Below are 13,103 nucleotides of genomic sequence, written 5' to 3'. Positions count from 1 at the left end.
AGCGCCTGTTATCGTTCACAAGCTTCGTTTCGATGGAGCTATTAAACAACACTGGGGTTGAATCCAGAGTGAGTAACACATTCATTTTCCATTCATTTTATTGAGCATCTACTCGGCAATGACGTTAAGATGGTCGCAGAGAAATATTGCCCACAGCTATAAATTGAAAATTAAGAAATTAAGAAATTAAGAAATTAAGGATTTAAGTACAAATGCGAGCACCATTAAGTGCCCTTATGGTTCAAGGGACAACGTCAGATGCCGGAAAAAGTGTTTTGGTGGCAGGTTTATGCCGTGTTTTGGCAAGGAAAGGAATCAAAGTGGCACCTTTTAAGCCACAAAACATGGCGTTGAACAGTGCTGTGACAAAAGATGGTGGCGAAATTGGTCGCGCTCAAGCGGTTCAGGCGCAAGCTTGCAATATAGAGCCAACCGTTCACATGAACCCTGTATTGTTAAAGCCTAATTCAGATACCGGCGCGCAAGTGATTCTGCAAGGCCGAGCGCTGAGCAACATGGAAGCGACGGGTTATCATGATTACAAGAAAGTGGCGATGGATACAGTTATCGACTCGTTTGACCGACTTTCTGAAGAATATGAAAGCGTGATGATTGAAGGTGCGGGGAGCCCAGCCGAAATCAATCTTCGTGAAAATGATATCGCTAACATGGGATTTGCTGAGAAAGCGGACATCCCTGTGATCATCGTTGCTGATATTGACCGTGGTGGCGTTTTTGCGCATCTCTACGGGACATTAGCTCTATTGTCTGAATCTGAACAAGCTCGTGTAAAAGGCTTTGTGATAAATCGTTTTAGAGGCGATATCGCACTGCTTCAATCTGGCCTAGATTGGCTAGAGGAAAAAACCGGCAAGCCTGTGATTGGTGTGTTGCCATATCTGCATGGTTTTAACTTAGAAGCGGAAGATGCCATTACCTCTGCTCAAGAGTCTTACGGAGAAGCTAAGCTTAAGGTGGCGGTGCCAGTGCTAACCCGAATCAGCAACCATACAGACTTTGACGCGTTAAGATTGAATCCTTCGATTGATTTACGTTATGTCGGTAAAGGCGAACGTGTAAACAATGCTGATTTAATTATCTTGCCGGGTACAAAGTCGGTAAGAGCAGATTTGGATTACCTAAAAGAACAAGGCTGGGATAAAGATATTCAACGCCACCTGCGCTTAGGCGGCAAAGTGATGGGTATCTGCGGTGGCTACCAAATGTTAGGTAACATCATCCACGATCCTGATGGCGTTGAAGGGGAACCCGGCAGCAGCGAAGGGTTAGGGTATCTGGATACTGAAACGACCCTTACACAGCAGAAAACCTTAACCAACGTACGCGGCACCATGACGCTGGATGGCAAAACAGCACAAGTAAAAGGGTATGAAATCCACGTAGGTAGGACTGATGTCAAAGAAACAGCCTTACCGGTTCAGTTAGAATCTGGCAGCCTAGATGGCGCTGTGAATCAAGATAACTCGATTTTTGGTACTTACTTGCATGGCGTATTCGACAACAGTGATGCGTTGTCGCTTATTTGCGAATGGGCAGGAGCCAACGATGTGACCGCGATTGACCACGAACAGCTTAAAGAGCTGGGTATTAATCGAATCGCTGATGCCATCGAAGAGTACTTAAATCTTGATCTGCTTTGGCCAGAGTTAACAGCTTAAGCCGCCATTTAGAAGTTAGCTAAAGAACTTAAACGAACAATAGATAAGTGATAACAATGAAAAAGCGAGTCTTCCTTTTAACCATGGCTTTAACTTCGGCATTGAGTTCTAGTCATCTTTTTGCTGCGGAAAAGCTACGAGTTTACGCTGCATCGTCGATGACCAATGCGGTTAATCTGTTGGTTGAAGAGTTTGAGAAAGACCATTCTGTCGATGTGATTCCTGTGTACGCGAGTACGTCGTCTTTGGTGCGACAAATCGAAAGAGGAGCACCAGCAGACATTTTTATCTCGGCAAATGAGAAATGGATGACGCATTTAGTCGATCGTAGATTGGTTTATAGTGACAATGTCACAAACCTATGTGAAAACGAACTGGTGCTGATTGCTCCTAAAGAGACATCGGTAACGTTAGACCTATCAAAAGGTGAACAATGGGCTAAACTGCTTACTAATGAAAGGCTTGCAGTGGGTAACACCATGTCGGTTCCTGCTGGTATCTATGCAAAAGAAGCGTTAGAAACGTTAGGTGTATGGGACGATGTGAAAACTCGATTGGCACCAAGTAACAATGTTCGTATGGCCTTAGCCTTAGTCGAGCGCAGTGAAGCTAAGCTTGGCATTGTCTACAAAACGGATGCGTTGCTTTCTAAAGAAGTAAACCTAGTGTCGACCTTCCCATCAGATCTGCACACACCAATACGTTACCCTGTAGCGAAGTTGAGCGATAAAATCGTTGCAGAAGAGTTCTATACTTTCCTAAAGAGCGAAAAAGCGAAAGACACCTTGAACAGTTTTGGATTTGAAGTGCGTTAAATGATGTATTTATCGGAATACGAATACCAAGCCTTAATGCTGAGCTTAAAAGTCGCTGGGTTTGCCATCTTGTGGCTTATCCCAATCGGCATTGGTTTAGCATGGTTACTTGCTAAGAAACAATTTGTAGGCAAAAGCATTGTAGAGAGCATTGTCCATTTACCTTTGGTACTTCCACCTGTGGTTATTGGCTATTTACTGCTAGTGATGATGGGCAGGCAAGGCATCATAGGTTCGTGGCTCAATGACGTGTTTGGTATTGTATTCAGCTTTAGTTGGAAGGGCGCGGCACTCGCTTGTGTGGTTGTGGCGTTGCCGCTGATGGTTCGCTCTATTAGATTGAGCCTAGAAACCGTAGACAGTAAGCTTGAAGAGGCGGCTGCCACATTAGGCGCTTCACCTCTTCGTGTGTTTTTCACGATCACTTTACCCTTGATGATCCCAGGGATCATTACCGGCACCATGCTTTCATTCGCAAGAAGCCTAGGGGAGTTTGGCGCGACCATCAGCTTCGTTTCAAATATTCCCGGTGAAACACAAACCATTCCTTTGGCTATGTATACCTTTATTGAAACCCCTGGTGCGGAAATGGAAGCGGCGCGTTTGTGTGTTATTTCTATTGTGATAGCGCTGGGTTCATTGATGCTATCCGAGTGGCTCAACAAAAAGTCGGCGCAACGCTTAGGAGGCAATGCATGAGTGCTTTGATCCTCCAATATCAGCAACAACTTGGCGAAACCTTCTTTGATATCGACTTGGAATTACCAAGTAGTGGCATTACGGCAATTTTTGGTCGTTCTGGCGCGGGTAAAACCTCACTTATCAATGCGATCAGTGGCCTTAAACAGCCCGATAAAGGTTTGATCAGCGTATCTGGCACGACACTGTTCGATAGTGAAAATGGCATTAATTTGCCGACTCACAAACGCAACGTCGGTTATGTGTTCCAAGAGTCGCGATTGTTTCCACACATGAAGGTGGCAGCGAACCTTAAATACGGAATGAAAAGCGTCGATAAAGCACACTTTGAGCAAATTGTCTCATTGTTGTCCTTGGGTTCATTGCTTGATCGCTATCCAGCTCGTTTGTCTGGCGGTGAGAAGCAGCGTGTGGCGATTGGCCGTGCATTGTTGTCAAAGCCGAGCATTCTGTTGATGGATGAGCCTTTAGCGTCTCTCGACTTGCCTCGTAAGCGCGAAGTGATGCCATTTCTGGAAAACTTATCCGAAACCGTCCAGATACCGATCATTTATGTCACTCATAGCCTCAATGAAATTTTACGCTTGGCAAATCACCTTGTGATTATTGACCAAGGTAAAGTGATTTCATCGGGCGTGACGGAAGAAGTTTGGGCATCGAGAGCTATGCAACCTTGGCAATCTTTCTCAGAGCAAAGCTCGTTGTTTGAAGCGACATTAGCGGAACACAATGACGATTATGCGTTGTCTCGCTTGATGTTAGGAAAGTCGACGTCATTGTGGGTTCAGAAAGTGTCGAGTGAGCTGGGTACGACAGTGAGGCTACAAGTTAGGGCAAATGACGTCTCTATCACGCTAGAACAGCCGAAAGGAACTTCGATACGTAACATCCTTCCTGTCACCATTAAAAGCGTAGAGACGCACCAACAGGGCACAAATAAGCAGAGTGTCGCTGTCGAGCTAGAGTTAGAGTCTGGATGCTACCTATGGGCAACCATTACATTGTGGGCGCTGGATGAGTTGAATCTAGAAATCGGGCAGCGTGTTTACGCTCAAATTAAAGGTGTGAGTGTTGCTCAAAGAGATATCGCGGTAACGCATTAAACCTGACAAGGTCAGTTTTTCGATATTGCCGCGATACTGCCTGTTATAGGTTCTGAAAATTCGGTCTTGATTCCATGAATGGATACATGCGTCATTTTTATACGGTATAACTGCCAGTTTTGCGCCACACTATATGAGTGTTAAAGCATATGATTTGTCGAATCATATGAACATTAGCAACAAGAACATACAGACGTAACGATCGACGAACAGAAAATAGCGGATATAAAAAAGCCGCGTGTTTAAAGAAACATGCGGCTTAATTCTAAGTAGTACTGTTAGCGCTTAGCCTAGTTTAGGCGACTAGCGACTTACTTAGTAAAAACTTCTTTGAAATCACGCTTCAAGATTGCATCACGACGAGCTTTCTTGATTTGTTTAACCATGTCTTTTACACAGTTGTGTAGAACTTGGTCTAGCAGTTGAGCACGGTACTCTTCTTTTTCTTCGTCAGACATGTCTTCTGGAAGTTTAAGAGTAGGGAACTCTTCCATCACGTTAACACCAGCGAAAGCTTGGCTAACTGAGATTAGAGCGTGGAACTGCTCGAAGTTGTCTAAAACATTTTGTGCGCTTGCTGGAAGGCTGTCCCAAGCTTCGCGTACTGCTTCTTCAGACACTTCGTGAATAGAAGTAACCATAAAGTGCATCTCTTTTGGCACGCCATCAAATTCAATAACTTGACGAAGTTCTGGTGAGATGGTGGTTAAATCGACTTCTTGTTGTTCGTTGTTTGTAGCGTCTGACATAGTATTTCTCTTTAAAAAGAAACAATGCTAAAAAGATCTGTAAAAAAGTCAATATAATATAGAGATTAGGGCATGATTTAAGCCTAAATTTGAGCTACTTTGAATATTCAACACTAGATAAAGGTGATGTGATGATAGAAAAGGGATCTTCGATGCGCATATTGCTGGTTGATGATGTTCAACTAGATAGGATGCAACTTGCTATCCGACTCAAGCAACTGGGTCATATTGTAGAAGCTGTCGGTAGCGGAAAAGAAGCCCTGAGTGTTTATTCTGATTTTGATCCTGAACTCGTGTTACTTGATATCAGCATGCCTGAGATGGATGGTTTCGAAGTGGCTAATGAGGTTCGAAGCCGATTCCCAGAATGGGTTCCCATCATCTTTCTTAGTGGTCACGAAGAGCCTGAGATGATCGCAAAAGCGATTGACGCTGGTGGCGACGATTACCTGATCAAACCGGTAAACAAGGTCGTTTTAAATTCTAAGTTGATTGCGATGCAACGTATCGCACACATGAGACGAGAGCTAAAACAAAGCACAGCCAAACTCGAAGAACTGAACATCCTTCTGCAGCAACAAGCCAACGAAGATGGCCTGACCAAATTGTATAACCGTCGATATATGGATACTAAGCTTGAAGAGAGCATAGCGTGGCACGGAAGACGTAATATATCCATGACAGTCATACTTCTAGATGTAGACTTCTTTAAGCCTTACAACGATAATTATGGTCATATTCAAGGGGATAAGTGCTTACAAGGGCTTGCTAATACCTTGAAACAGCTGTTTGTGCGTGCGGGAGAATTTGTCGGTCGTTATGGCGGTGAAGAGTTTGTTCTGATTCTTAGCGATACAGACAGTGAAGGCGCTAAGGTACACGCGACTCGAGTTAAAGAGGCATTGCATGAGATGAACTACGCTCATGAACACTCAACGGTATCGGATAGAGTGACAGCGTCACAAGGTGTGTTGTCATTTGTGCCAGAAGGTGGCGAATCTATTGCGTCTATTTACGAAAAGGTCGATCAAGCGCTTTATCAAGCGAAGCAAAGTGGTAGAAATACATTTGTACAACGCAACATTTTGGAGCTTGCTCGTTAGTTGGCGAGCTCTTTTAGATATTTGAATTTATACTTCTAATAGCGTTTGAGCTAGGAAGTGCTTTAAGTGATAAAAGAAATGCCATATTCGAAGTCATTTTCTATGACTAACACATCTTGGACGCTTGCGGTTCCTCTATTTTTTACCGCTTTGGCGACCACTGTTAATGCCAATTCGCTATCTGATCTTTTCCGAAAGGATCTAGAGCAGAGCTTTGCCACCAGTGTATTGCTCAACGACACCGATGTTTTCACTTTTGGCATCAACAACTTTGATCCCAATAAAGTATTTAGTTTGGACAATGAAGACATCGGTTCGAATGATTCGGTAAGTCGTCGCCAAAACATCACCTCCCTGAGTTTGCCTTACACATTTGAATTACCAAGTTACATCGAAGACAACCACCAAGAGGTGACGCTACGCTTGTCTGCATTGCGAATCGAGAACGATGTCGAGTACGCGGCAGCAAACAAAAATGATTTTCAAAAAGAGTCGGTAGTGTCTGGCTACGTCGAATTCGCGAATGTGTCCCAGTTAGACGAATATTGGAGCTTCAGCTCTGCAATCGGTAACCACATCTCTTACTACCGCAATGATTATGAATATCGCGCTTCGTTGCTAAAGCCTATTCAAGACCAACTGGATGGCGTATATCTCAATACTGATGCTTGGGCTTACATCATCGAGCCTAAAATCAAGCTGATGTACGAAGATAAGAATGACTGGGGAAAGTACAAATTGAGCACCAGTTGGCATTACTTTAATGGCATCGGCTGGGGCGAGGCGAACAATGGCAATGTCGGCCACCCAGAAGGGTGGTATATTGCCAATGAAGCCAAGGTTTTCTATGATCTCGTACGTTGGGATAAGAACATCACATCGATGTACTCGAGTATAAGACGAATTGATATTGGTGGTGACACTGTGGCCTCTATGGGCACCACATCTTACTACGAGGGCAGTGTTGGCTGGTTGCTTAACCCAAACCTGTTTAATGAGTGGGTCGATAATGTGGGAATAGGTTTTACGATTAACTACGGAAGTAGTTTAAAAGGTGGCAGCTTGGTTATCTTCTTCAACCAAGATTAAGCTCTCTTTTTCCAGTTGAGCTATACGGCCTCAAATCAATGAGGCTTGTTGTACTTGAAAGAGATATTTATTGGAGCAGAGTGCTATTAACGTCTTAAGCTATTTAGATCTCTAGCACTCAATATCTTTCGCTATCAACCATTGTTAACGGTCAATACATAGTTTGTTTCGACCGGTTTCTTTCGCTTTATACAGCGCTTGGTCAGCAAGCTTCAACACCTCTTCAGGATGTCTGGTGGTTGTGCTATCGGAAAGTCCAATACTCACCGTCACATTCACCACTTCCGATGGTTTACCGTTCTTGCCACGCTTTTTCATACCCACTTCATGATCGTCGGGGCGCTCATGGCTATTCCGAATCGTCATGTCGTAGTTTTGAACTTCGGAAATCAGAGCTTGAAGGTGCTCTTTAACTTGTTCCGAATGTTTGCCTTTGAAGATAATCGTGAACTCTTCTCCACCATAGCGATAAGCTTTAGCGCCGCCTGTGGTTTCCCTCAGAATGCGCGCCACCAGTTTTAACACATCGTCGCCAATGTCATGTCCGTAGGTATCGTTAAATTGCTTAAAGTGATCGATATCGACCATCGCCATCGAATACTTACGCCCCAAGTGCTTCATATCGACTTCTAAGGCGTGTCGACCGGGAATGTTAGTCAGTTGGTCGTTAAAGGCCATATCATGACTAGCAGACATCACATAGACGATGATCAACGTGCCTGATAACGAGAACATGGTGCTGGAGATGTACTGAACGTCGAAGAAGATGAACGTACAAGAAGAAAGCAGGATAGCGCTATAAACCACAACATCGATAGAGCGGTTATACACCAACACGAGAATGGCAGTAAGGCCAAGCAAACAAAGGCTATATAACACTAAAACAAAAGGCAGTTTGGAGAAGTCTCTGACAATAAACAGAAGACCATCACTCCATGATTCAAAACCGCCGGCATGGAAGTGAGAGACGATCAATTGTGCCCACACCATAAACAGAACAAGAACGATGGCGTAGAGCAGCATCGACTTTGAGTTTACGCCGTTATCAGGGAAGGCATAAACAAGTAAGCAAGTGACAGGTACTAATGCCGCAAGTAACGAGAGCTCTAATAGCGTTGTGCCAGTATTGAGAGGCGTTTGTAAGCGAACTTGGATGATCAGATAAGCGACAAGCATGGTCACCGATACCATCGCCATTCGACCTTGTCTGAACGTATGGCATAGCAGAACCGCAACGCTCAATAAAATGTAAGGGAGGTTGCTAGCAAACCCTAAATTTGAGTCCGTCACGAGAATGACGTTGTCCATACCAACGAGCAAAATTGTTAACAGGACTAAAGGGAAGCAAAATCGAAACATGCTCGACGTTACAAAAGATGATGCCATTTATGTGGTGAGCCTAACTATATTGATGATCTTATTATTTAATACTATGCGTAGGATACGGTTAAACAAGCGATTGCCAAGCTTTTTGCCTAAATTAGAGCAAAAACATAGTCATAGGTCGCTATTGGTGCAATCATTTTTATATGTATTTTGAGTTGCTATTAACCTTAGAACGAACTACACAGTATATATGAGAAATTAATTAGTCGTTATAGATACTTAACAAAATCTGCTCTGCTGCTCTTACGTTGGCGCTGTCACTTAAAGGGCTTGATGATCAGTTATCATTGAGTGACCTTTTCATTAAGCGACGAAGATCTGTAATGAAGTCAGAGTAAGATTAAATAATGCCTAAGTTTCAACTATGGACAGTAAAACCTATAACTGAGTTATAGAAAGCTATTAGGAATTGCATGGTTTCAAGTGACTTTAGAAACGACTGCGACTAGAAAAACCGCTACAAATGGAGGTGTGGTATGCAAATTAGTGTTGATGTACATAACTATATGGAAACTCTGGTCGGTCATGTATTGGCTACCGAGGAATATGTGTCTAGTTATACCAACGAACAGTTGGCCGATCTCGCGTGCTTGGCTTTGGGCCAGCTAAAACCTATCTATATTCGTTTTGATATCGATTTTCTGTCAGCATTGCCAGAAGACAAATTGGTGCTCTATAAACGCAATAGTGAGATCGCGGTCAAAAATGCAGAAAGTATGATTATTGACGATCGAAGACGTGAACGTGACGACAATGTGCCTGTTATATTTAGTCAACACAATTTTGACGATGACGTAGAATTGCAATGGTATGAAAAGCCGTTGTTGAACCGTAAACAGTCATGATAGTTTAGGGTGAATACGGTCATTTAAGGAGTAAAAAAACGTGGGATTCTTTTCTAGATTATTTGGTGGCAAAGAAAAAACCGAACAAAAAGTAGAGATTGAGCCAGTCGAATATAAGGGTTTCAATATCTATCAAGATGCCATTGCAGAATCTGGTCAATACCGTGTTGCTGGGCGAATCGAGAAAGAATTCGATGGTGAAATCAAAACTCACCGTTTTATTCGTTCAGATGTTGTTTCAAACAAACAAGATGCCGATGAATTGATGCTCAAAAAATCGCAGATGTTCATCGACCAAATGGGCGACAATATATTTAGCTAACCAATTAGGGTTAGAATTGATGTTGGTCATAATTTAGAGAGCTTTCAGTGTATATGCTGAAAGCTCTTTTTAGTTTTATGGATAAAGAACAGCTAGTGAGTTGTTATTAAAAGGATTATTTGCAAGTGGTTTGACCTCTTGGTTCGAGACGGTCGTCATTTATCCGAATGAAGCGCTCAAATTCCGTCCAAATCGTTATAAGTAATAACTTTTCCTGTTCTTTGAACAAAACGCTTGAAGTATTAGTTGTCGTTAGATACAAACGAATAAGTCATTCGTGCCAATAGTCAAGGAATAGCTATGCAAATTGGTGTACCAAGAGAAACGCTCGCAGGTGAAACGCGAGTCGCTGCTTCGCCGAAATCGGTAGAACAGCTTCTAAAATTAGGATTTGAAGTTTGTGTTGAATCACAAGCAGGTGCGTTAGCAAGTTTTGAAGATGCAGCTTATGAACAAGCTGGAGCAAAAGTTGTCACCGCAGATGAAGCTTGGAAATCCGATATTATCTTTAAAGTTAACGCTCCGATCGTTGACGAGTCTAAAAATGAAATCGATCTTCTTAAAGATGGCGCAACATTGGTCAGCTTTATTTGGCCTGCTCAAAATCCAGAGTTAATGGAACAATTGTCCAGTCGTAACATCAACGTGATGGCGATGGATTCTGTACCACGAATTTCAAGAGCTCAGGCGTTAGATGCATTGAGTTCTATGGCAAACATCGCGGGTTATCGTGCTGTTGTTGAAGCGGCGCATGAGTTTGGTCGATTCTTCACGGGCCAGATTACGGCTGCGGGTAAAGTTCCACCAGCAAAAGTACTGGTTGCAGGTGCTGGTGTTGCTGGACTAGCGGCAATCGGCGCTGCGGGTAGCTTAGGTGCGATCGTTCGTTCATTCGATGTTCGTCCTGAAGTTAAAGAACAAGTTGAGTCGATGGGCGCTGAATTCTTGGAAGTGGATTTCAAGGAAGACACCAGTGCTGGTGACGGCTACGCAAAAGAGATGTCTGAAGCATTCAATAAGAAAGCGGAAGAGCTTTATGCAGCTCAAGCAAAAGACGTTGATATCATCATTACTACGGCGCTGATTCCAGGTCGCCCGGCTCCGAAGCTGATTACCAAAGAGATGGTAGACAGCATGAGTGCAGGTAGTGTGATTGTAGACCTTGCGGCGGCCAATGGCGGTAACTGTGAATACACGGTTGCGGATCAAGTCATTACAACGGCTAATGGCGTGAAGGTGGTTGGTTACACTGATATGGTTGGTCGACTGCCGACTCAATCATCTCAACTGTATGCAACGAACCTAGTTAACCTTTTGAAACTGCTTTGCAAAGAGAAAGATGGCAACATCAATATCGACTTTGAAGATGTTGTTCTGCGTGGTGTTACTGTCGTTAAAGAGGGCGAGGTCACTTGGCCAGCTCCACCAATTCAAGTTTCAGCTCAACCACAACAAACTAAGCCAAAAGCGGCCAAACCAGAGCCTAAAGTTGAAGAACCTGTTTCTCCGATTAAGAAAGCGGCGGGTATGGCGGTAGCTGTTGGTGCATTCGCTTGGGTAGCTTCGGTTGCTCCAGCTGCGTTCTTATCTCACTTTACCGTTTTTGTTCTCGCTTGTGTGGTGGGTTATTACGTAGTTTGGAATGTAAGCCATTCTCTGCATACGCCTTTGATGTCCGTGACTAACGCTATTTCAGGCATCATTGTAGTAGGTGCACTGTTACAGATCGGGCAAGGAAGTGGCGTCGTCACGTTCTTATCATTTATTGCCGTATTAATTGCAAGTATCAATATCTTTGGTGGCTTTACCGTGACCAAACGTATGCTTGAAATGTTCCGTAAAGACTAAGGAGTAACAGATGTCTGAAGGATTAGTACAAGCAGCTTATATTGTTGCTGCTGTATTTTTTATTATGAGCTTGGCTGGGTTATCGAAACAGGAATCTGCGCGTGCAGGTAACTATTACGGTATCACGGGTATGGCAATCGCGTTGATCGCAACGATCTTTGGCCCTCACTCTGCTGGTATTGTGTGGATCATCATTGCTATGGTGATCGGTGGTGGTATTGGTATCCACTACGCAAGAAAAGTAGAAATGACTGAAATGCCAGAGCTGGTTGCAATTCTGCACAGCTTCGTAGGTATGGCTGCAGTACTTGTAGGTTACAACAGCTACATCGATCCACCTGCTGCTGTTTCTATCAACCCTGCAGATATTCATGCAGAGCACGTTATCCATCTAGTGGAAGTGTTCCTTGGCGTGTTTATCGGTGCGGTGACGTTCACGGGTTCTATTGTTGCGTTTGGTAAGCTTCGTGGCGTTATCTCTTCGTCTGCATTGAACATCCCTCATAAGCACAAGTGGAATCTAGCGGCTATCGTAGTTTCTACACTGCTGATGATCATGTTCGTAAAAGCAGACGGCAGCATGTTCGCACTAATGGTGATGACACTTATCGCATTCGCATTCGGTTACCACCTAGTGGCATCGATTGGCGGTGCAGATATGCCAGTAGTTGTCTCTATGCTGAACTCGTACTCTGGTTGGGCAGCAGCAGCGGCAGGTTTCATGCTTGCAAACGATCTGCTTATCGTAACTGGTGCATTGGTTGGTTCGTCGGGTGCGATTCTGTCTTACATTATGTGTAAGGCGATGAACCGCTCTTTCATCAGCGTTATTGCTGGTGGATTCGGCCAAGAAGTGGTTGTGTCTGATGGCGATGAAGAGCAAGGTGAACACCGCGAAACATCAGCTGAAGATGTGGCTGATATGCTGAAAAACTCTAAGTCAGTAATCATCACTCCTGGATACGGCATGGCAGTAGCTCAAGCACAATACCCAGTGCATGAAATCACTGAGAAGCTACGAGCGCAGGGCATTAATGTTCGATTTGGTATCCACCCAGTTGCTGGTAGGTTACCGGGTCACATGAACGTACTGCTTGCTGAAGCGAAAGTGCCTTACGATATCGTTCTAGAAATGGACGAAATCAACGATGACTTCGATGAGACAGATACTGTATTAGTAATTGGTGCGAATGACACCGTAAACCCTGCAGCACTTGAAGATCCAAACAGCCCAATTGCTGGTATGCCAGTACTTGAAGTTTGGAACGCTCAGAATGTTATCGTATTCAAGCGTTCGATGAACACAGGTTACGCCGGTGTGCAAAACCCACTGTTCTTCAAAGAGAACACGCAGATGCTGTTTGGCGATGCTAAGTCGAGTTGCTCTAAGATTTTAGAGCACTTATAAGTGGGTACGCTGACCTACTGATGTGAAGCCTCGCTATTGCGGTAATGCCGTTCACTT

The 13,103-nt window shown here is 43.9% G+C and carries 12 protein-coding genes; 10 read left to right on the top strand and 2 right to left on the bottom strand.

Annotated features, from left to right (window positions below; genetic code table 11):
- Window positions 1–212 precede the first annotated feature (212 nt).
- From AB4384_RS07825 to modC, 4 genes are read left to right on the top strand one after another with little or no spacing between them, the layout of a single operon-like run.
- Complete coding sequence (locus tag AB4384_RS07825) at window positions 213–1,679, top strand: cobyric acid synthase (protein ID WP_017069093.1); 1,467 nt, start codon at window positions 213–215, stop codon at window positions 1,677–1,679.
- Window positions 1,680–1,735: 56 nt separating this feature from the next.
- The gene (gene modA / locus AB4384_RS07820; protein ID WP_102320796.1) at window positions 1,736–2,494 is read left to right on the top strand and encodes a molybdate ABC transporter substrate-binding protein; all 759 of its coding nucleotides are present in this window, start codon (window positions 1,736–1,738) and stop codon (window positions 2,492–2,494) included.
- Window positions 2,495–3,193 (top strand): molybdate ABC transporter permease subunit, encoded by a 699-nt coding sequence (gene modB / locus AB4384_RS07815; protein WP_019822703.1) that lies wholly within the window; start codon window positions 2,495–2,497, stop codon window positions 3,191–3,193.
- Window positions 3,190–4,296 carry a molybdenum ABC transporter ATP-binding protein ModC gene (gene modC / locus AB4384_RS07810; RefSeq protein WP_048613560.1) on the top strand — a complete coding sequence of 369 codons (1,107 nt, stop codon included), beginning with the start codon at window positions 3,190–3,192 and terminating at the stop codon, window positions 4,294–4,296. Before modB ends, modC begins: the two co-directional genes overlap by 4 nt.
- Before the next feature lie 311 nt (window positions 4,297–4,607).
- Here modC and AB4384_RS07805 read toward each other — a convergent pair whose 3' ends face one another.
- Complete coding sequence (locus AB4384_RS07805) at window positions 4,608–5,045, bottom strand: DUF3069 domain-containing protein (RefSeq protein WP_102320797.1); 438 nt, start codon at window positions 5,043–5,045, stop codon at window positions 4,608–4,610.
- A 131-nt stretch (window positions 5,046–5,176) separates the two neighbouring features.
- Here AB4384_RS07805 and AB4384_RS07800 point away from each other — a divergent pair, with 131 nt between their 5' ends.
- A complete protein-coding gene (locus AB4384_RS07800; RefSeq protein WP_198594325.1) occupies window positions 5,177–6,148 on the top strand; it encodes a diguanylate cyclase in 972 nt (323 codons plus the stop codon).
- Window positions 6,149–6,226: 78 nt separating this feature from the next.
- A complete protein-coding gene (locus tag AB4384_RS07795; protein ID WP_102320799.1) occupies window positions 6,227–7,237 on the top strand; it encodes a Solitary outer membrane autotransporter beta-barrel domain in 1,011 nt (336 codons plus the stop codon).
- Window positions 7,238–7,381: 144 nt separating this feature from the next.
- On the opposite strand, the gene AB4384_RS07790 is transcribed toward AB4384_RS07795, so the two are convergent.
- Complete coding sequence (locus AB4384_RS07790) at window positions 7,382–8,623, bottom strand: GGDEF domain-containing protein (RefSeq protein ID WP_032545705.1); 1,242 nt, start codon at window positions 8,621–8,623, stop codon at window positions 7,382–7,384.
- 476 nt (window positions 8,624–9,099) lie between these two features.
- On the opposite strand from AB4384_RS07790, the gene AB4384_RS07785 reads away from it, so the two are divergent.
- The 4 genes from AB4384_RS07785 to pntB all read left to right on the top strand — a co-directional run bounded on the left by AB4384_RS07785 (window position 9,100) and on the right by pntB (window position 13,046).
- Window positions 9,100–9,468: a late competence development ComFB family protein gene (locus AB4384_RS07785; RefSeq protein ID WP_017060104.1), complete on the top strand. Its 369-nt coding sequence runs from the start codon at window positions 9,100–9,102 to the stop codon at window positions 9,466–9,468.
- Window positions 9,469–9,508: 40 nt separating this feature from the next.
- Window positions 9,509–9,790 (top strand): HlyU family transcriptional regulator, encoded by a 282-nt coding sequence (locus tag AB4384_RS07780; RefSeq protein ID WP_004731023.1) that lies wholly within the window; start codon window positions 9,509–9,511, stop codon window positions 9,788–9,790.
- A gap of 300 nt (window positions 9,791–10,090) precedes the next feature.
- Window positions 10,091–11,638, top strand: coding sequence for a Re/Si-specific NAD(P)(+) transhydrogenase subunit alpha (gene pntA / locus AB4384_RS07775; RefSeq protein ID WP_017060103.1), 1,548 nt, complete (start codon window positions 10,091–10,093; stop codon window positions 11,636–11,638).
- 10 nt (window positions 11,639–11,648) lie between these two features.
- A complete protein-coding gene (pntB, locus tag AB4384_RS07770; protein WP_102320801.1) occupies window positions 11,649–13,046 on the top strand; it encodes a Re/Si-specific NAD(P)(+) transhydrogenase subunit beta in 1,398 nt (465 codons plus the stop codon).
- Window positions 13,047–13,103: the final 57 nt, after the last annotated feature.

The organism is Vibrio sp. 10N.261.51.A4, from assembly GCF_041471945.1.
GTDB classification, from domain to species: domain Bacteria; phylum Pseudomonadota; class Gammaproteobacteria; order Enterobacterales; family Vibrionaceae; genus Vibrio; species Vibrio crassostreae_C.
Note: the sequence above shows the minus strand (reverse complement) of the source record. Positions and strands in the feature narration are given on the sequence as shown.

Coding starts and splice junctions, on each gene's coding strand:
- AB4384_RS07825 (WP_017069093.1), top strand. CDS start 213: ATGCGAGCACCATTAAGTGCCCTTATGGTTCAAGGGACAACGTCAGAT.
- modA (WP_102320796.1), top strand. CDS start 1,736: ATGAAAAAGCGAGTCTTCCTTTTAACCATGGCTTTAACTTCGGCATTG.
- modB (WP_019822703.1), top strand. CDS start 2,495: ATGATGTATTTATCGGAATACGAATACCAAGCCTTAATGCTGAGCTTA.
- modC (WP_048613560.1), top strand. CDS start 3,190: ATGAGTGCTTTGATCCTCCAATATCAGCAACAACTTGGCGAAACCTTC.
- AB4384_RS07805 (WP_102320797.1), bottom strand. CDS start 5,045: ATGTCAGACGCTACAAACAACGAACAACAAGAAGTCGATTTAACCACC.
- AB4384_RS07800 (WP_198594325.1), top strand. CDS start 5,177: ATGATAGAAAAGGGATCTTCGATGCGCATATTGCTGGTTGATGATGTT.
- AB4384_RS07795 (WP_102320799.1), top strand. CDS start 6,227: ATGCCATATTCGAAGTCATTTTCTATGACTAACACATCTTGGACGCTT.
- AB4384_RS07790 (WP_032545705.1), bottom strand. CDS start 8,623: ATGGCATCATCTTTTGTAACGTCGAGCATGTTTCGATTTTGCTTCCCT.
- AB4384_RS07785 (WP_017060104.1), top strand. CDS start 9,100: ATGCAAATTAGTGTTGATGTACATAACTATATGGAAACTCTGGTCGGT.
- pntA (WP_017060103.1), top strand. CDS start 10,091: ATGCAAATTGGTGTACCAAGAGAAACGCTCGCAGGTGAAACGCGAGTC.
- pntB (WP_102320801.1), top strand. CDS start 11,649: ATGTCTGAAGGATTAGTACAAGCAGCTTATATTGTTGCTGCTGTATTT.